Source organism: Flavobacterium sp. FlaQc-52 (assembly GCF_044007495.1).
Taxonomy (GTDB): domain Bacteria; phylum Bacteroidota; class Bacteroidia; order Flavobacteriales; family Flavobacteriaceae; genus Flavobacterium; species Flavobacterium cupriresistens.
On record NZ_JBIPCV010000018.1, the window covers coordinates 21736 to 42166 of the forward strand.

The window sequence follows — 20431 nt, forward strand, 5'->3', positions numbered from 1 at the left end:
CTTTAATCTGTGGCTATTTTTAAAATTTCCGTCCAAGAACAATATACTTTAATCCCTTAAAAATAAAGCTGACAGGTTTTTGAAACCTGTCAACTTTACTTCGAGAAACCAAGGAATAATCTTCCGACAACAATAAAAAAAGAGCCTTCATTTTGAATAATGAAGGCTCTTTTTATTTCTGGTTTATTCTTTTATTGAAATCGTTTCAGTGGCGGGTATACTTTCTGTCGCCGGACTAGTTTCTGCTTTTGAAACAGCATGTTTTTTTAATGAAAAATAAGCTACGATCGTACTCAGTAACATTAAAGCACCACCCAGAATAAAGGGAGCTCCCGCAAATTTAAAGGGAGCATCGTCATGTGTAAAAAAGTAAAAAGTGTTGGCCATCATTGGAGGTCCAATAATCGATGAAGCACTCATCAAACTCGTTAACGTTCCTTGTATCTCTCCTTGTTCACTTGGTAATACTTTACTGGACACCACAGATTGTAGCGCTGGTCCGGCAATTCCACCAAGGCAATACGGAATTAAAAACACAAACATCATCCAGCTTTCTGTAGCAAATGCAAACAACAACATCCCGACCGTATATAAAGCCAAACCGATATAGATACTTTTTTCGTTTCCTATTTTTGGATTGATCCATCGTACCAATCCTCCTTGTACGACTCCTACGAGTAAACCAATTATTCCCAATGAAATTCCGATCATGCGCTCATCCCAATTAAATCGATAGATCGTAAAGAAACTCCAGTTACTTTGTACGGCATGGGAACCTACATACAACAAAAATATCGCGGAGATAAGTCCAATTAAGGTTGGATGTTTTCTTAAACCTAAAATAGCACCAACCGGATTCGCTCTTTTCCAGTCGAAAGCTCTGCGGTTTTCTTTCTTTAAGGATTCCGGCAAGATAAAAAAGCCATATAAAAAATTCACCATACACAAAACGGCAGCCGCATAAAAAGGAACTCTGGAACCATATTGTCCTAATAATCCCCCGATAACCGGACCAATAATAAATCCTAAACCAAAAGCAGCTCCGATCAATCCGAAGTTTTTAGCTCTGTTTTCGGGCGTACTTACATCGGCAATATAAGCCGAAGCCGTTGTAATACTCGCTCCGGTGATTCCGGCAATGATACGTCCAACAAATAACCATATAATTGTAGGCGAAAAAGCCAATAAAAGATAATCTAATGAAAACCCGAAAAGAGAAATTAAGAGAATCGGTCTACGTCCGTATTTATCACTCAAATTACCAATTACGGGAGCAAACACAAACTGGGTTATGGCATAGGCAAAAGTCAACCAGCCACCCACTTTTGCGGCCTCACTAATATCACCATGTATCAATTCTTCAATTAGTTTCGGAATTACCGGTATAATAATCCCCCATCCGGTAATATCAATTAACATGGTTATGAAAATAAAACCAATAGCCGCAGATTTATTTTTTTGTAACATAGCTGTTTTTTAGTAAGGTGATACAAATAAACAAAAAAAGGAAGGGCTTTTTTTGTAAAATTCCAACTTATTTGATGGTGATAAAAAATTCCAAATTCCAATCAGGGAATTCGGGATCTTTCTATTCTTAAACTCCTAATTTGGAATTTAAAATATTGGAATTTAGCCCTTAGTGTATGGTTTTCCATAAAAGTCTCTCCTCTTAGCCTCCGAATGTCTCTCGCAAAGTCGCAAAGCCGCAAAGTTTTTTTCTCCCCAAATGTCAGGCTGAGCGAAGTTGAAGACCCCTTTTTTATCAAATTCCAACTTATTTAATTCAATAAAAAATCCCAAATTCCAATTAAGGAACTTGGGATCTTTCTATTACGAAACTCCTAATTTAAAATTTGGAATTTAAAATATTGGAATTTACCCCTTAATGTGTGGTTTCCCATAAAAGCCTCTCCTCTTAGCCTCAAAATGTCTCTCGCAAAGTCGCAAAGCCGCAAAGTTTTTCCTCCCCAAATGTCAGGCTGAGCGAAGTCGAAGCCCCCTTTTTTATCAAATTCCAATTTATTTAATTCAATAAAAAATCCCAAATTCCAATTAAGGAATTTGGGATCTTTCTATTACGAAACTCCTAATTTGGAATTTGGAATTTAAAATATTGGAATTTACCCCTTAATGTGTGGTTTCCCATAAAAGCCTCTCCTCTTAGCCTCCGAATGTCTCTCGCAAAGTCGCAGAATCGCCAAGTTTTTTTCTCTAAAACTCCAAATTTGGAATTTGGAATTTAAAATATTGGTATTTACCCCCTTAGTGTGTGGTTTTCCATAAAAGCCTCTCCTCTTAGCTTCCGAATGTCTCTCGCAAAGTCGCAAAGCCGCCAAATTTTTCCTCCCCAAGTGTCAGGCTGAGCGAAGTCGAAGACCCCTTTTTTATCAAATTCCAACTTATTTAATTCAATAAAAAATCCCAAATTCCAATTAAGGAACTTGGGATCTTTCTATTACGAAACTCCTAATTTAAAATTTGGAATTTGGAATTTAAAATATTGGAATTTAAATTCTTAGTGCGTGTGTTTCGGGTTAAAACCATCTTCACTTACTTCTGTTGGCACATAATCCGCTACCATTTCAGCTTCGTAGTCGATTTTTTCTCCTTTAGAGAATTTATGAATGATTTTCTCCATGATGTTATAGATTACTGGAACTACAATCAAGGTTAAGAATAACGAAGAAATCAATCCTCCGATAATTACCCAAGCCAATCCGTTTTTCCACTCTGCTCCTGCTCCTGATGCCAATGCAATTGGGAACATACCGAATACCATCGCAATTGTCGTCATCAAAATCGGACGTAAACGAGCGTGGTTTGCCTGGATTAATGCGGTTCTGATCGATTCTCCGGCAGCTCTTCGCTGATTCGTATAATCGACAAGCATGATCGCATTCTTACACACCAGACCAATCAACATGATGATACCTAAAATCGTAAAGATGTTTAATGAATTGTTGGTCAAAGCCAACGCTAACATCGCACCAATAAACGAAAGCGGGATCGCAAACAATACCACAAACGGGTGAACAAAACTATCATAAAGTGCCACCATTACCAGGTAAACTAATATAATAGCTGCTAGTAACGCGATTCCTAAGGTACCAAAACCTTCACTTTGGTTTTCCTGATCACCTCCCCAGATGTAGTTTACACCGGTTGGTTTTTTAAGCTTATCCAGTTTGGCTTGCCATTGCGTAACAATTGTTCCGGAAGGAACCCCAACGTTTTGTCCTTTTACCGTTACAGAAGCAGATTTGTCTCTACGCTCTAACTGGCTAGGTCCTGAACCTTCTGTAATAGAAGCAAACTGAGATAATTTAATTTGCTGTCCGGCTGAATTAATAAAAATCAAGTTACTAACATCTTTGATACTTTTTCTGTCAAAAGCATTGTATCTGATGTTGATATCGTATTCGTATTCTCCGGCTCTGTATTTACCATCTGTGTTTCCACTAAAAGCCGTTTGCATCGTTAGACCAACTGTTTGAAGTGTTAGTCCTAAGGCAGCCATTTTATCACGATCCACCTTAACGTTGATTTCAGGATTTCCGTCCTCAACCGTTAATTTAATCTCTGTTGTACCGGGAATAGTACGTAACTCAGCTTCCGCTAATTTAGCAAAGGCCATCGCACTTTCAGTTGATGGACCTGTTACGATCAATCCTAAAGTAGCATCCTCAGCAGTACCTAAGATACCAACCGGAACTGTTTTTACTTTTGCTCCAACTAATACTTTCTCCAGTTTACGCTTCATTTTAGCAGCATAAACGTTGGCATCGTCTGTTCGATCTTTTTGTTCGATCATCTTAACGTCAATCTCTGCTTTGTATGCTGTAGCTTGCGATGCTCCAAAACCTTCACTGGTTTGTCCTACCGTTGTAATCTGACTGTGTACGTATTCTTGTCCTTTTAAGTACGCTTCCGCTTTTTGAGTCATGAAGTTGGTTTGCTCTAACGAAGCGTCTTTCGGCATTTCGATTTGAACTAAGAACTCTCCACTATCAGAAGAAGCAAAGAACTCTCCACCGATGAATCCACCACCCATTAATCCAACTGTTGAAGCAAAGAACAATACAATTACTACAGCAAAAGTTTTAATATAGTGATCCAAACACCAGGTCAATAATTCAGAAACCCAGTTGGTAAAACGTGTTAAATAGCTTTCGAAACCAAGGATAATTCTTCCAAATAAATTCTTTCCTTCAATATGCTCTAATTTACCATAACGAGATGATAACCAAGGGATAATTGTAAATGAAGCTAAAAGTGACAGTAAAGTTGAAATAATTACGGTAACACAAAATTGTGTAATAATATTAGATACTAAACCAGAACTCATCGCGATCGGCAAGAATACCACCACAATTACCAATGTAATCGAAGTTACTGTTCCACCAATTTCAGCAGTTCCATCGTACGAAGCACGAATTCTGCTTTTACCCATCTCCATATGCCTGTAAATATTCTCGAGGACCACAATCGCATCATCGACCAGAATACCAACAACAAGAGACAATCCTAATAAACTCATTAAGTTTAACGTATATCCCATTAAATAAATACCAATAAAAGTGGCAATCAAAGAGGCCGGGATAGACACCATTACAATCAACGAGTTTCTAATACTGTGCAAGAAGAACAACATTACAAACGCAACCAAAACAACCGCAATTAATAAATCGTGTACAACAGAATCTGCTGCTTCTAATGTAAAAATAGTACTGTCTTTTGCTACTTCAAGCTTTAACTGATTACTTTTGTAATCATTTTCAAGAGTTGCAATCGTTTTCAATAATTGCTCACTTACCGCTACGGCATTGGCATCTGACTGTTTTACAATTTGCAAAACAATCGCACTTTTTTGATCTACACGAGATATTTTCTCTGCAATTTTTTGAGTATCCTGTACATCTGCAATATCACTTAAACGAATTTGAATTCCGTTTTGAGAAGATACTACCAAGTTTCTTAATTCTTCAACACTTTTATATTTACCCGCTAAACGAATTAATATTTTCTGATCACGAGTCTGAATATTTCCTGTAGGGAAATCCAGGTTCGAAGTCAAGATATTCTGTTGTACTTGTGGAATCGAAAGTCCGTACCCCTGCATTTTTAAGGCATCAAGGTTCACCTGAATCTCACGCTCAGAACCACCAATGATACTTACCTGCGCTACCCCTTGTACACGAGATAAAATAGGCGCAATTTTTTTATCAATTAAGTCGTAAAACTCTGCCTCATCCATTTTACCATTTGCTCCAAGCGTCATGATTGGTAAATCACTCAGCGAGAATTTGGTCAGCGCCGGTGTTTTAACATCTTCCGGTAAATCACTTATGATGGCATTAATTTTTCGCTGTGCATCATTCATCGAAAAATCGACTTTTGCGTTAGAAGTCAGCGTAATCGACACGATGGACAAACTCTCGTAAGATTTCGAGTCAATCTTCTTGACATTTTCTAAGGATGCGATCGCATCTTCTATTTTCTTGGTTACGGTATTCTCTACCTCACTCGGAGAAGCTCCGGGATAAATAGTAGAAATCGTAATCACATTTTGTTCAAATTTCGGGATCAGTTCATAACCCAACTGGCTATAGCTGAACAATCCACCAAGTGTCAGAATCGTAAACAATACAATTACTAACGACGGACGTTTTATCGATATTTCGGCTAATTTCATTTGTTTTGTTTTTGGCTGTAGGCTTTAGGCTGTACGCTTTAGGCAATAAGCTTAATACTTACTGCTTATTGCCTAAAGCTTAAAAGCGTCCAATTATTTAATAATTTCTACTGTATTTCCGTCTTGTAAGTTAATTTGACCTGTAGTAATTACAGTTTCACCGTCAGACAATCCGTTGATAATTTCTACCTGATCACCCAAAATTCTTCCAGCCGTAACTTTTCTTAATTTTGCAATACCATTATGTGCTACAAAAATCTCATTACTGCTCACACTTCCAACAAATGCATTTCTAGGTACAACCATTAAGTGTTGTTTTTGTTGTTTGGATGCAAAATTTGCTGTTCCGTACATACCTGCTTTTAAATCGTTGTTCGAGTTATTTGCGATTTCAATTTCAACAGGAAAGTTTAAAGAAGCATCTGCTTTTGCAGCAACAAAAGTAATTTTTCCTGAAAACGTTTTATCCGGATAAACACTGGCTGTTACGTTTACATTGTCTCCATTTTTCAAACTTGCTACTTGGTTTTCGTTTACCGTAACTGTTAATTTTAATTTAGAAACATTTACGATATCAAACAATGCTGTTGCCGGCATACCTGCTAAGATCGAACCCGGTTCAATATATTTTTTATTGATAAATCCGTTAATCGGAGCTTTTACTCTCGTATCACCCACATTAATTTTAGCTTCTGTATAATTAGAGTGTGCATTGGTTAAAGCCAATTTTGCCTGATCCAATTGTTGTTTTGTAACACCACCGGTTTTAAATGCATTTTCGTATCTGCTGTAATCTGATTTTGCATTTAAATAAGCAGCTTCAGCCGTTTGTGCATTTACATTGATTACATCTCCTCTTACCGTTAGTAAAGTTTGGCCTACTCTTACGTAGTCTCCTTCTTTAGCCAAAACACTGATTACTTTTCCTGATTTTTCAGCAGAGAAAGTCAATTCCTGAGTTGGTTGGAAGTTTCCGTTTGCCACGAAATCCAACGAAACTTCTTCTGTTTTTACAGGAGTTACTTTTACTGAAACCGCTGCATTTTTCTCTGCAACAATGTCTGTTTTAGCTTTATTCTCCTTCTTATTATTATTTAAGACAAATCCAATCAGAGCTAATGCTGCAATTATGATTACGATAGTTATAATAGTTTTTTTCATTTGTGTATAGTTATTTAATAAGAGATTTAAGTTCGCCTTTTGATTTGATTAATGCTACTTCGGCAACTTTGTAATTTAAAACTGCTCTGGTATAATTGTTTTGTGCTTCCAGTGATGCATTTTCAGCATCTAACAAATCGGTCAATGATGCCAATCCCTGAAGGTAATTGTTTTTTGTATTGCTTAAGATCTCACTTGCCAATCGCATATTTTCTTTCTGATTTTCGATTGTTACAAGGTTATTCTCAATTTGAGTTTTTGCGTTTCTGTAATCTAAGTCAAGAGAAAGACGTGTGTCTTTAATATCTTCCTGAAGTGATCTGATATCCACATCTGCCTTTCTTACTTTAGCACGGGTACCGAATCCTGTAAAAATTGGCACTTTTAAATTCACTCCGATTGCTGAGTAATCAGACCAGTATACTCCATCTCTAGGTTTTGCAAAAAGAGGCATTTCCGGACCCTGACCAATAAAATTATAGCCTGCAACTAAAGAAAGTGTCGGATAGTATTCTGCCATAACCGCTTTCTTTTGAAAGGTTAACAATTCCTCTTGTTTTTTCAAAAGCAAATATTCTGTTCTGTTGGCCATATTTGGCTCTTCTGTCAAAGCGTGAATCGTAACTTCGAATTGTTCTTGTGGAATTTCGATTTGAGTTTCGATAGGCATTCCCATATAAAACTTCAAGGCGTTTTCCTGTAACTGAACCTGATTTAAGATTTGCTGACGTTCTGTACTAATGTTTGACATTTTTACAATAATCCTGTCTAAATCGATCTTTTTAGCAAGACCGTTATCAAACTGACCTTTAACAATGTCACGTACTTTAGTGGTATTTACATAGTTACTGTCCAGTAAAACCAATCTTTCGCGTTGTACATAAACAGAATAATAATTGTTAGCAACTCTTTCAATTACCTGCTCTTCTGTCAATTGATCGTTGATCTGATAAAATTCACGAGTAGATTTTGCTGCTCTCAATCCTGTAAAAACAGATTGATCAAACAAAGCCTGAGTCAAAGAAATTCCGGCTCCCGAAGTCCATTTTTGACCAAAAGTCGCTTGAATAGTCGTTCCCGGCTGTCCAAATCCTGCTCCGTCGATCACACTTGTTTGTAAGACTGGGTTATAAGTTAAGTTTCCATTTCCTGTAATCTGAGGCAAGGCTCTGGAACGTACTTCCTGAATTTGATATTCACTTTTTTCAACCTCTAATTTAGACTTTTTAGCATCGGCTTTATTCTCAAGCGCGTAGGTAATAGCCTCTTTTAAGGTTAGTGTTTTGACTTGTGCGTTGACACTTAAGCCAATGGAACACAAAAATATAAGAATGATTCTTTTCATAGATTGATGATTAAGTAGTAAATTTTTTAAGTTGTTTTTCTAATTCGACAATGCCTTCTGCTGTTGCCATGGCTCTGGTGTGATATTCCAAAGCTTCTAATTCTATGCTTTGTGCCTCTTTTTCTGAGACTGTATTTTCGTTGATATGAAAAATCAAAATGTAATAGAATTTCACATATACCTCAACATTTAAATCTGCTCTGTATAAATTCTGCTCGATTCCTTTTGCAATATTATCTCTGAACCATTGACTGCACAAATCAATTTCCTGACTCATTATATTATGGTATATTTCCGGATAATGTTTTTTTAACTGATAAATAGGGGAAGAATCAATATTGTTCTTAAACATCTCACAAAACATTTCTCTGATTTCAAAATTCTCATGAATTGCATTGTGGTTTTTTGCTACTATAGAATCAATAATCTGATGTACTTGTGTATGAACCAATGAAGTACTCTCTTCTATTAAAACCTCTTTATTACAGAAATACTTGTAGATCGTTTTTTTAGAAATACACATTTCCCCTGCAATATCATCCATAGTAACACTTTTAAAACCCAGTTTTAAAAACAATTCACTTGCTTTTGATATGATTTTCTCTTTCATTTTAATTTTCAAATTGTACTACAAATATAATTTGGAAACTTTGTTTACGAAAATAGTTTCCAATAAATTTGTAATAATTTTACATTAATTTGTTCACTATATAACAGTTATATACTAAATTCTAAATTGGCAATAAGCTTCATATCTTTTCCCAATGCCAAACCTCCGTTATGGTTAAACGAATTATAATCTAACCCAAAATCCTGACGTTTAATGTTTCCGGTAATTTCAAAAGCGACTTTTTGTTTACCATCATAAGAATTAACTCCAATAAACTCAGCATCAAGCTCTACCACTTTCGTTACATCTTTTATTGTCAGATCTCCTTTGAAAAAATTAATATTATTACTCACTCTCTGAAAAGAGGTCGATTTAAAACTAATAATTGGATGTTCGTTTACATTAAACAAATCATTCAATTGTAAATGGGTGTCCATTTGCTGGAAACTATCATTTCGGTTGTTTATATCCAGAAAAAACTCAACAGAAGCATCTTCAATTTCATTGTTTTTAAAATCTACATAACCGTCAAATTTGTTTGTAGTTCCTCCTAAATAAGCAATTATCGAATGTCTCATTTTTATTAAAACATCTGATTGACTAGAATCTATGGTCCATGTTGTTTTCATAAATACCTGATTTTACTGTGTTAACACATTACTCGAGCTCTTACGTGGAAACTTTTATAGTTTCCTGAGTTTCCGTATCTGCGGTGCAAATATAAACAGGAAACTTTAAACACCAACAAAGTTTCCAAGTTTTTTTTATATTTTTTTTGATGTATTGTGCATTACCTGCTCCAAACGCTGTTTTTAATGCATAATTCCTTTTAAAATTTAAGAACTAATTATTCATAATTGAATTGTATCTTTGGACTTCGTAAATCAGAATTTCATTTTATGCACGATATTAGTCAGTACCAGGATTTCTTTATTAGTTATTTAAACAAACAAAGCATCAATAAAGAACCCAAAGATCTTTATGAACCCATTGAATATATTTTAGGTCTTGGCGGAAAACGTATGCGTCCTGTACTTACCTTAATGGCGGCAGAAGTTTTTGATGCCGATTACAAAACAGCACTTCCGGCTGCTATGGCTGTTGAAGTTTTTCATAACTTTTCGCTGGTTCATGATGACATTATGGATGACGCTCCTTTGCGAAGAGGAAAAGAAACGGTACATGAAAAGTGGAATCTGAATACCGGAATTCTATCGGGAGATGCCATGTTAATTCTGGCGTATCAATATTTTGAACAATACGAGCCGACGATTTTCAGAGACCTGGCAAAATTGTTCAGCAAAACTGCTCTTGAAGTTTGCGAAGGACAACAATGGGATGTTGATTTTGAAAACAGAACCAATGTAACCATTCCGGAATACCTTAAAATGATTGAATATAAAACAGCTGTTTTGGTAGCCGCTGCCATGAAAATGGGGGCAATTGTAGCCAAAACTTCTGAACAAGAGGCAGATTTAATCTATGATTTCGGACTTAACTTAGGACTGGCCTTTCAACTTCAGGATGATTTTCTGGATGCTTTCGGAGATCCGGAAACTTTTGGAAAACAAGTTGGGGGGGATATCATAGAAAATAAAAAAACTTATTTATACTTAAAAGCAATAGAATTCTCCTCAAAGGAAAGAGCTTTGCAACTGCAAAATTTGTTCGGCTTACAACTTGACGACAATACGGCTAAAATTGAAACAGCAAAGGCCATTTTTAACGAATCGGGTGCTTCAAAAGCAACACAGGAAGCGATAGAAATGTATACTTTTAAAGCTTTTGAAACTTTAGAAAAAATAAATATCAGCGCAGAGAAGAAAAACATTTTAAAAACCTTTGGCGAAAATTTAATGGGCAGAAAAGTGTAGCTTTTAAACGTAAAAGCTGCTTTTTCAATACAACGATCTGATGGACAAAATAGAGGCGGTTATTTTTAATTCCGAAAGAAATGATGCAAAACTGCAATTCCTTTTTGCAATAGGTTTTCCGTTTTTTACTGTTCTGGCATTAGGGATCGATTCTGTCTTTTTTACCGAGCATTATTTTGACGGCAGACAGCTGACCAACGTATTGTGCATCCTTTATTTTGCGGGTTTTTATTTTACATCAAACTCCTATTTAAGGAAATTGATGCTCGTAATGCTTGGGCTTTCTTATATCGGTGAGCTACTTTTCTGTAGCCTGTTAGGAATGTATTCGTACAGAACTCCGGCAATTCCTTTATACGTACCTTTTGGACATGCTATTGTTTATGTTTCGGGTTATGTTTTTGCCAATACCGAATGGTCCATTTCTAAAGAACTTTATTTAAGAAAATATTTCCTCTCCTTTTTTGCTCTTTTATTTTTAAGTGTTGCTTTATTTTTAAAGGACTATTTTTCGTTGCTTCTCGGCATTCTGTTTTTTGTACTTTTGAAAAGAAAACGTTGGCAGAATCTCTACTGTTTTATAGCCTTTTGTGTTATATTTATAGAGCTGGTAGGCACTTATTTTAAATGTTGGACTTGGGTCCCGAATGTATTTGGAGTTATCCCTACTTCAAATCCGCCAATGGGCGCCGTTTTTGTCTATGCAGGCGGAGATGTGCTGCTGGCGAAGATTGTAGGTGTTTGGGAAAATAAAAAGAAAACTGTATGAATTTCATCGCTCCAAAATCAACTGAGCTATTACTCCAACAAGCCCAAACCGAGGCTTTGTACCTAAAATTAATTGAACAAATTAATAAGGATTTTAATTTAGCCAACGAAGGAATCGATTTTCCGTTAAGCATTTCTCCTGATGAAATAAAAATTCAGCTGCACGAAAAAATCTACCGCATGATTCAGTACAAATTTGCCGAATATCTGAATCTGCTGTATATTATAGATGTGTCTGAAACCGAAATAAAAAAACTTGACGGATCGGATTTGGTACTCCTGGCCGAACAAGTTTCTTTTCTAATTTTAAAAAGGGAATGGCAAAAGGTTTGGTTTAGAAACAACTATTAAACCTCCGCTTCCTCTTCGATTTCGTTGTATTCATAGATTACCTTTCCAAATTTATCCGATTCTGTGTTAAACGACTTTAAAATAAAATCAGACAACGAATCTTCTTCTGTGAAAACGGAATCAACTAATAGTTTTTTTGTTTCATAAAATTCCAAACCAGAAACTAAATCCTGAGTTGTACCCAGACAATTACCAATAAAACTGATATTTCGCATCATTAAATTGGCGATCAATAGGGTTAAATTGGTTGGTTTAACCTCTTTTAATTTACCTATCGATTGATTAAAAATACCGCAAGTCAAGTAACGGGCATTAATATTTAACTGAGGCAATAAAAGTTCTAAATACGTGTCTGAAAAAGAGTCCAGCACTACATCTATCAACAGTGTATTCGGAATGTTTTTTTCTTTTACTTCGAAAATATCTTTTATAAACGGAAAATGTTCGCGTACTAACGCTATATTTTTTCCGGAATAGGATAAGCCATAAACATTACAGTCCATATTCCAAAGCGCGTTTAATAAAAAATAAGAGGTGTTTGACGTTACAGAGGTTACCAGTACGTTATCTCCTTTTTTAATATTGGCTTTTCGAATCATGGCATTAGCCGTTTGTGTTCCGATTCCCAAAGCACCGGCCTCAACGCCTGTGAGATAAGAGGGTACTTTTACTAATTTTCCGTAATGATAAATTTCATGTTCTTTACTTGAATGATTGGACGGAATTCCGGGCATTGCTCCGTTTTCGGCTTCAGGATAGAAGCAGTTTCCGATTACCAAATCTCCAACAGACAAAGTCGTAACATTTTTACCAATTGCAATTACATGCCCTGCAAAATCTGACCCGATCGGGTAAAAAGTATCGATAGTAGCCCCTTTTAATCGCTGCCAGGCATTTTCTACAATGCCTAAATCTCTGTAATTTAAAGAAAAACTAACTTTTTTTACCAATACAAAATTGGCATGTTGATCTGATTCGGCATCAAAATCAGGGGAATTTCCTTCGACAAACGCCAAAGGAATTTCCACATTATCAATACGAAGTAAGTGTTTGTTATGGTCTTCAATCTTATCAAATAAGGAAGAAGTTACTACTGCCAGTGCTCTCATATTTTTAAGATATTAGTTCTGTTACTTCTTTTACTTTCTCGTTTTTACCGGTATGAAGCTGTTTGCTGTAATATTTGTATAAAAAGTCATAGACAACCATTTCATGAATTCTGTGTTTTGTTAAAAAGATTCGGTTACAAATCATATGAACATAACTCAACATTATATTATCCAGATGAGTTGGTAAACGGTGCTCTTTGTCTATCGCTTTTATTGCTTTTACAGGCGATACATTTTTCTCGGAACGCTCCTCCAGAATCTCAATCAAAGGCGCATACATTTCATCCATAACAGCCGGGTTTAAGAAAGATTCTATATCAAATTCATACTTTACAAACATTTCATTAATTTGTTTGTTAAGACGGCCTGAGCGGTTAAATTCTTTTCCAAAACCGGTTTTAGCTACATTAAACAATTTGATTTTCCCCTCCAGTTTTACATCAAAATCATTTAAAAAGTGATCTATAGACAATAAGGCAAACATCCATCTTATTTTTTCTCCGGAATCTCCTTCAATCATATCGGTGAATTTTAACGTACAGGCGCTGTCATTAAAAAACAAAGATTCGGTTTCTTCGATAGCCTCATAACCGTAGCGTTGTAACTCTCTCAGATAATTATCGGTTTGTGTTTTCCAGATAATTCTTGTTTTTTCAAGAGGTTCAATATGTTGTCTTATCGTTTGAATGCAATCGGTAAATAAATTGCTGTTTTTTAATAAAACACGGAATCTGATGTGGTGTCCCTGTACATCGTAGTATCGGATAAAAAACCACTTCTCAATTAAATCTTTTGATTGTAATTCTTCAATAATAGGATTGATCGCTCTGTTTAGGAGTTCTTCACCGGCTCTTTCTCCACAATAAAATTTATAGTACAGCCATTTTTCACCTATTGAAAATGAAGTCGCTACACCCTCTTGATTTTCTTTTGAAACAAATTGGTTTGCAATAGAAGTTTCTTCTTTTTTGGCAATATTTTTATGAGCGGTAAAGATGATTTCATTGCAATAATTTCCTGTAATGGTATCTTCTGCAAATAAAAATTCTTTTAATTGAATGAAAGTCTCCCCTTTCAACATGTAGTAAAAAACATTACAGCTCAAATCATTATTGAAATTAATCAACACTTCATTGTCACCCTGAGAAACATAGATCAAATCAGGAATGTTTCTTTTTTCTCTGAAATCGCGAATAAATTCAACCGTTTTAGACTCACCAACCGCTAGTATACTTTCAATTTCTGTCTTTGTAATATTCCAGGTTGCTCTGCTTAAAATGGTGTCTTTGTAATTTACTCTTGGCAGAAAATCAAACTCATTTTGTAAGGCTCCCCAGCCAAAACCAAAGCCGAAAGAGTTTTGATTCTGAAGATCACACAAGAAATGATAGATTGGTAAGGCATTCGAAGCAAAATTATGAGCATTACTCAATCTAGGGATTATTTCTTTATTCAGTCTTTTTGAACGCAAAACAATTTTTCCTCCTTTTACGGAAACATACAGGTCTTCAATCTTAATCTGGTGATCGCTGTCTACCGAAGCATTTCCTAAATACGGAATTTCATATGCTCTCTGAAAGTTTCGATACAGAATGTTTCCTGTTCTTGCTTGTGGTAAATGCACGATTTCTGCTACAATTTTATCAGAATACAACTCATTTTCTATAGTTGTAACTTCATTACACAAATCCAAAATCTTGGTATCTAAATGGCTGAATCTGCCTATTAACCCATTTGCAGACGGCCCACTTGCCGTTTTTAGATTGATTTTTTCAACTCCATTTTCATGAAATACATTTACAAATGCTGAAAAACTATCCGGGTATAAAGATTCATTTTCTTCAAATTTGTTGATTTCCTCATCTAACAAATCAATTGATTGCAAATTGTTTTTTGTCGCGTGGATTAGCTTTTTTAACAGAAATGTTTTTTTAGCATCCATCGAGATCTGATTGACACCCGATTGACCTGAATTGATTAATAAATCTTCCACTAAAGGCGATTTTGCTCCTGATATTTTTCCGTACCCAATCCCGATATCCGGATCCAGAACACTTACCAAAGGTTGCTCATACTCTTCAAATCGCTCCAGGAATTTTTTTCTGAATTCTTTTAAATGGCCGTTTTCTGAACTCGATTGCAGTTTGTTTAAAACACTTAACGCCGGGCGCAGATTCTTAAGGGTTTTAAAACTAATAGAACCATTCTCGATTTTTCTGAAACTGTCTACCTGAAATAATTTTGAAATATCTACATGTTCTAATTCTTCATTTACCAACTCATGAATCTCTGTATATAAAGCAGGATCGTTACTGCTATTGGTATCGAGGAAATTGATTTTGGCTTTTAAATTAGTAATCAGTTCTTTGATCACACCTGCTTCATAAAAGTCAAATCGCTCTTCAGAGAGTACACGTAACAATCGCTCAAAATAGTCTTCTCCAGTAATGGTGAATTCCAGTTCGGTTACGATAAACTGACTTTTAATAAGTGTGTCTATAAATTCATTGGCATCTTTCAAAGAAATCTCATCAGAAACAAGTAATTCGGCCAGTTCACTAACTAAAACTCCATTTTTTGCTTTTTCGAATATTAACTCTAAGTACTCGCTTATTTCAACTTCAGAAATTTTATGAAACCTTACATTGTCTTTAAAATAATACTCAACATAACGATATTTATCAAAAACCGTATAAATCGAATTGTTGCTGTAAAATTTTAAAACGGCTCTGATCGCATCATTGTTTACAATAACCGGTAGAAAGCTTCCCAAGAAATACATATCAAATTTGGTAAATCTTCCAAATGCACTTGCTGCAATATTAAGATTGGTTTCTGCACTCAAATCTACCGCTGCCACTGTAGAAAACATTCCAAAGGGCGTGCTTCTGTTCGACAATCGGGAAGCATATTTGTATAAAGATCCTTTTAAACTTTTAAGTTCTTCTTCTGTTTGAAAAGCTTCGCCTTTTTCCCACAAAAGAAGTGCTTTGTAAATGTTAGGTGAACCTATAAATAAAGCTTCTCTATTTTCTTTTTTAGAAAAAATTGCTGTAATTTTTTCCCAGGTAAGATCCGTTTGTTTTTCCTCAATTGGAGTTCTTACAATAGCCGTTTTTGTAAAAGAGTAATTTTTCATTTTTGTTAAATTTCCTTATTAAACAATTATATTATTCCACATTTTATAATAGTATTCTTTTTTATTCAGAAGCTCTTCATGTGAGCCTGATTCAACGATTTCTCCTTTTTTAAAGGCATAAATAACGTCTGCTTTTTTAATCGACTGCAGTTTATGTGCGATCACAATAATGGTTTTGCCTTGTGCGCTCAATTCTTCGATTAAATTTTTAATCACCATTTCAGATTCAGAATCCAGTGCCGAAGTAGCTTCATCAAGAATAAGTACTTCCGGATCTTTGTAAAGCGCTCTTGCAAAAGCTATTCTTTGTCGCTCTCCTCCGGATAGATTTGCACCAAACTCTCCCAGATAAGTATTAAAACCGTTTGGCAAAGATTCAATAAAATCATATGCGCCTACTTTTTTACTTACTTCAATAATTTTCTCCATGTCCGGATTTGATTCTCCAATTGAAATATTAAAAGCAATCGTTCCGTCAAAAAGCTCCACATTTTGAGGCACAGTGGTAATGAGTGCGTTAATGCTTCGTTTGGAGATGTAATTTAAATCATATTCTCCAATTAATATTTTCCCTTCTTTTGGACTATAGATATTCTGAATCAGTGACGCAATAGTACTTTTCCCGCTTCCGCTTTCTCCAACCAATGCTGTAAACTGACCTTTTTTAATCGTAAGATTCAAATCTTTAAAGATATAACGTCCTAGTTCATAAGAGAAATCAAGATTCTTAAATTTTATATCATCAAAATTATTTTTTGTTAAATTCACCTTAGATTCCATTTCTTCACGATCAAGATCCATGATACCAAACAAGCGGTCTGAGGCAATCATGGCATTCTGAATGGCCTGATTGGTTCCGATTAACTGTGAGGCAGGTCCCGTAAAATAACCTATTATAGAATAAAACGAGAACAACTCACCTGGAGTAATGTCTCCATCAATAGCGTAATATGTCCCTACCCATAAAAGGATAATTGTAAATAGTCGCGAAATAAAATCGGTAGAAGTTCTTGCGAAAATTCCATTCATTCCCGATTTGTAAATGCTTTTTAACAAATCAACAAACTTAAGTTCTGTTCTTGTTTTAGAAAAATCCTCTAAAGACAAACGTTTTACAGTACCGATGTTTTTTATTGACTCTACCAGCTGCGATTCCAAAAGCGCATTTTTTTCCATTATTTCCCGCTCTGCTTTTTTATTTAACTTATTTGTGATTAAATAAATAACAATATAAAACGGAATGATTAACGAAATAATTAAAGCCAATTTCCAATAGAACGAAAACATAAAAATAAACGAAAAGAATACGATTAGTACATTTACAGAAATACTCAAAGCGGTTTCATTTATTAAAGCGCGTATTTTTACAGCATCCCCTATTCTTGACATGATTTCACCAATTCGCATGGTATCAAAAAACTTTTGAGGCATTGTAAAAAGGTGCTTGTAATACCCGAGAATAAGTCTGGAGTCGATTTGCTGACTTGTTTTTAAAATAAAGACATCTTTTAAAACGCTATATAAAATTTGAAGCAACAAACAACCAATAACAATAATACTCATTAGATTCAACAAGCTTTTATTGCCGCTCACGAGTACAAAATCGGTAATCTTACCAACATATATTGATACCGAAAAACCTAGCAAAGTATAGAGAACGGCACCGATAATAGCCTGCAATAAAATGTATTTATGAGGTTTCAGTAAAAATAATATTCTTCTGAAATTGGATACTTTTTCATTTTTTTCTTTAAAAATATCATCATCAGGAACCAATATCAAAGCATAACCTGTAAAGATCTTTTCAAAATCGGCAAATGGTTTCTTTTCCAGTTTCCCGCTAGACGGATCCATTACCTGGATATAATTTTTGGTTACTTTGTAGGCAACAACATAATGAGGAAACTCATGTCCGTCTTTTTTTATCAAAACATGCAAAATCGCCGGTAAAGGCACGTCTTTTAATCCTTCAAATTCCACTTTTACTCCTTTGGCTAGAAAGCCTAATTTTACCGCGGCCTCTCTTAAACCTAATAGTGTTGTCCCTTTTTGGGTTGTACTTGCATATTGTCTAATTCTTGAAATAGGCAAACTTAAATTATAGAATTCTGAAATTGAAGCTAAACAAGCTGCACCACAATCTGAAAAATCATGTTGTTTTATTTCTATTTTACTCATTTTTGCTATTGTAAGGATTAAACCAATCTTCTACTTTGTCAAATAATAATTGAAATGCTGTTCTTTTAGTCAAGAAAAAACGACTTGTTAAACTCATTCCTTTTTTTAGATTTCCCTGAGCCCCATTTTTTAAGGTTAAACTATCGGTTTGCAGGTTGCTTTTTATTTTATAGTACGGTTCATTATTAACGATAAGTACATCTTTACTTATTTCGAAAATGCGTCCTCTGGCAAATCCCCATTGATTGGAATTAAAGGCATCTATTTGATAAATAGCATCACCGCCTTCTTTTAAATACCCAATTTCAGATGGATTTACGTAGGTTTCTACAATAATACTTTTATCAGGAGAAATTTCTACAATTGGATTCCCGGCCGCAATTCCACTTCCTTTATGAAAGCCTTGCATATTGACCAATTCGCCGTCAATGGGAGCAATGATGATATAATTATTCTCTTCTTCTTTAAGCTGTTTCTGATTGGAATGAATGCTTTTATTATCCTGGCTTAACTGCGTGTATTCTTTTTGCCAGGACAACTCTGTTTGTTTGATCAGATTAATTCGGTCATTCTTGATTTTATCCAGTTCTAATTGTGCTTTTTCGAATTCTGATTTTGATATGACTTCTTTTCTGTAAAGATGCTCTTTTCGGTCGAAGTCGGCTTGCGTATTTTTAACAATAACATCAAGGTTATACAATTCCTGCTGGTGTTTTAAAAGCTCTCTTTTATACTGATCCGATTGTACTTGGTTGTAATTTCGGTGAATTAAATTCTTTAGGTCATTCAGGTAAACAGAATTTTCTGAGCTCTGAATCGTATTTAAGTTTTCTCTTTCTTTTAATATGTTATGATCTATGATCAGTAACGTATCTCCTTTTTTGATTTTCTTGTTTTCCTCAACATTAAAAAACGATATTTTACCGCTTATAGGAGAATAAAGAGTCAGTTTCTTTTCCTGTGGAATTATAGTTCCTCTACTCGTCGTATAAATGTCTATATATATAAAAGGAAGCGAGATAAAAGCAATTAAAAGGGCCATAAACGTAATCACAAATAAACGTGATGTTTTCTTATTATGTTTAATAATATGACTTTCAACTGTGTTGTTTAAAATCTCTTCTGGGAAAATTTCTTTATCGTTCATCGGTATCGGTATTAATTACAGGACAAATGAACCTAATATTTAAGGAAGAAAAAAATGAAAAATACCCATTTTTATAAAAAATAGCATTCTTTTATAGCCGTAAACACCTTATTACCAGTGCTATAATTCGATATTAGAATGATTTAATGTCGAATCTGTTTGTGGTCTGTTTTTAGGATTAAAAAGCATAAAAAAAAGCATTATCAGTAAAACTAATAATGCTTTTTTAAGGGGAACATGTTCGAAATTATATTAAATGTATCGTTATAACAATACTACACGGAATACAAAAAGCTGAGCTTCCACCATCAACAGGATGTATTTTACCGACATTTAATTTCGTAACAGCTATTTTATTTAAATACAGCTTGTTTGTTCACGTTTTGTTTTTTCACCAATAATTAATCTAAGGCTTTGGCCAGTAAAAAGCTGATTACCAAAAGACATGTTGGGCTTGTACCACCGTCAACGTCATACATTTGATTGTCGTTTAATTCTGCAACAGCAACTTTATTGAAAGCTAACTTGTTGATTGTGTTTTTGTTTTTCATAAGAGAATTAGTCTAGGGCTTTAGCCAATAAATAACTGATTACTAAAAGACAGGTTGGGCTTGTTCCACCGTCAACGTCATACATTTGATTGTCGTTTAATTCTGCAACAGCTACTTTATTAAAAGCTAACTTGTTGATTGTGTTTTTGTTTTTCATAAGAGAATTAGTCTAGGGCTTTAGCTAATAAAAAGCTGATTACTAAAAGACAGGTTGGGCTTGTTCCACCGTCAACGTCATACATTTGGTTGTCGTTTAATTCTGCAACAGCTACTTTATTGAAAGCTAACTTGTTGATTGTGTTTTGTTTTTTCATAAGAGAATTAGTCTAGGGCTTTTGCCAATAAATAACTGATTACTAAAAGACAGGTTGGGCTTGTGCCGCCGTCAACGTCATACATTTGGTTGTCGTTTAATTCTGCAACAGCTACTTTATTGAAAGCTAACTTGTTGATTGTGTTTTTGTTTTTCATAAGAGAATTAGTCTAAGGCTTTTGCCAATAAATAA

17 protein-coding genes are annotated in these 20431 nt (G+C 34.8%); 3 read left to right on the top strand and 14 right to left on the bottom strand.

Annotated elements, in window-relative coordinates:
- Positions 1-183 precede the first annotated feature (183 nt).
- From ACHRV5_RS21625 to ACHRV5_RS21650, 6 genes are all read right to left on the bottom strand, one after another.
- Positions 184-1467 (bottom strand): TCR/Tet family MFS transporter, encoded by a 1284-nt coding sequence (locus ACHRV5_RS21625; protein WP_395428171.1) that lies wholly within the window; start codon positions 1465-1467, stop codon positions 184-186.
- 1048 nt (positions 1468-2515) lie between these two features.
- Positions 2516-5692 carry an efflux RND transporter permease subunit gene (locus ACHRV5_RS21630; protein ID WP_047779104.1) on the bottom strand — a complete coding sequence of 1059 codons (3177 nt, stop codon included), beginning with the start codon at positions 5690-5692 and terminating at the stop codon, positions 2516-2518.
- Positions 5693-5785: 93 nt separating this feature from the next.
- Positions 5786-6853: an efflux RND transporter periplasmic adaptor subunit gene (locus tag ACHRV5_RS21635; protein WP_047779105.1), complete on the bottom strand. Its 1068-nt coding sequence runs from the start codon at positions 6851-6853 to the stop codon at positions 5786-5788.
- Between the two features lie 10 nt (positions 6854-6863).
- Positions 6864-8198, bottom strand: coding sequence for a TolC family protein (locus tag ACHRV5_RS21640; RefSeq protein ID WP_230004273.1), 1335 nt, complete (start codon positions 8196-8198; stop codon positions 6864-6866).
- A gap of 10 nt (positions 8199-8208) precedes the next feature.
- On the bottom strand, positions 8209-8808 hold the full coding sequence (locus ACHRV5_RS21645) for a TetR/AcrR family transcriptional regulator (protein ID WP_047779107.1): 600 nt from the start codon (positions 8806-8808) through the stop codon (positions 8209-8211).
- A gap of 107 nt (positions 8809-8915) precedes the next feature.
- Positions 8916-9437 carry a YceI family protein gene (locus ACHRV5_RS21650; protein ID WP_047779108.1) on the bottom strand — a complete coding sequence of 174 codons (522 nt, stop codon included), beginning with the start codon at positions 9435-9437 and terminating at the stop codon, positions 8916-8918.
- Between the two features lie 270 nt (positions 9438-9707).
- Here ACHRV5_RS21650 and ACHRV5_RS21655 point away from each other — a divergent pair, with 270 nt between their 5' ends.
- The 3 genes from ACHRV5_RS21655 to ACHRV5_RS21665 are packed head-to-tail and all read left to right on the top strand — an operon-like array spanning position 9708 to position 11801.
- Entirely contained in the window at positions 9708-10682 is a 975-nt protein-coding gene (locus ACHRV5_RS21655; protein WP_047779109.1) for a polyprenyl synthetase family protein, read from the top strand.
- 40 nt (positions 10683-10722) lie between these two features.
- A complete protein-coding gene (locus ACHRV5_RS21660; protein WP_395428175.1) occupies positions 10723-11451 on the top strand; it encodes a hypothetical protein in 729 nt (242 codons plus the stop codon).
- The gene (locus ACHRV5_RS21665) at positions 11448-11801 is read left to right on the top strand and encodes a hypothetical protein (RefSeq protein WP_047779111.1); all 354 of its coding nucleotides are present in this window, start codon (positions 11448-11450) and stop codon (positions 11799-11801) included. The genes ACHRV5_RS21660 and ACHRV5_RS21665 overlap by 4 nt, the downstream gene beginning before the upstream one ends.
- On the opposite strand, the gene ACHRV5_RS21670 is transcribed toward ACHRV5_RS21665, so the two are convergent.
- The 8 genes from ACHRV5_RS21670 to ACHRV5_RS21705 all read right to left on the bottom strand — a co-directional run bounded on the left by ACHRV5_RS21670 (position 11798) and on the right by ACHRV5_RS21705 (position 20396).
- Complete coding sequence (locus ACHRV5_RS21670; RefSeq protein WP_395428177.1) at positions 11798-12910, bottom strand: alcohol dehydrogenase catalytic domain-containing protein; 1113 nt, start codon at positions 12908-12910, stop codon at positions 11798-11800. The genes ACHRV5_RS21665 and ACHRV5_RS21670 overlap by 4 nt on opposite strands.
- 4 nt (positions 12911-12914) lie before the next feature.
- Positions 12915-16049, bottom strand: a complete 3135-nt coding sequence (locus ACHRV5_RS21675) for a lantibiotic dehydratase (protein WP_395428178.1) — start codon at positions 16047-16049, stop codon at positions 12915-12917.
- Positions 16050-16067: 18 nt separating this feature from the next.
- Positions 16068-18227, bottom strand: a complete 2160-nt coding sequence (locus tag ACHRV5_RS21680; protein WP_230004269.1) for a peptidase domain-containing ABC transporter — start codon at positions 18225-18227, stop codon at positions 16068-16070.
- Positions 18220-19374, bottom strand: coding sequence for an HlyD family secretion protein (locus tag ACHRV5_RS21685; RefSeq protein ID WP_230004268.1), 1155 nt, complete (start codon positions 19372-19374; stop codon positions 18220-18222). Before ACHRV5_RS21685 ends, ACHRV5_RS21680 begins: the two co-directional genes overlap by 8 nt.
- Positions 19375-19775: 401 nt before the next feature.
- Positions 19776-19925: a class I lanthipeptide gene (locus ACHRV5_RS21690; protein WP_230004264.1), complete on the bottom strand. Its 150-nt coding sequence runs from the start codon at positions 19923-19925 to the stop codon at positions 19776-19778.
- A 7-nt stretch (positions 19926-19932) separates the two neighbouring features.
- Positions 19933-20082 carry a class I lanthipeptide gene (locus tag ACHRV5_RS21695; RefSeq protein WP_230004263.1) on the bottom strand — a complete coding sequence of 50 codons (150 nt, stop codon included), beginning with the start codon at positions 20080-20082 and terminating at the stop codon, positions 19933-19935.
- A gap of 7 nt (positions 20083-20089) precedes the next feature.
- Positions 20090-20239: a class I lanthipeptide gene (locus ACHRV5_RS21700; RefSeq protein ID WP_230004266.1), complete on the bottom strand. Its 150-nt coding sequence runs from the start codon at positions 20237-20239 to the stop codon at positions 20090-20092.
- Positions 20240-20246: 7 nt separating this feature from the next.
- The gene (locus ACHRV5_RS21705) at positions 20247-20396 is read right to left on the bottom strand and encodes a class I lanthipeptide (RefSeq protein ID WP_230004263.1); all 150 of its coding nucleotides are present in this window, start codon (positions 20394-20396) and stop codon (positions 20247-20249) included.
- Between the last annotated feature and the right edge of the window lie 35 nt (positions 20397-20431).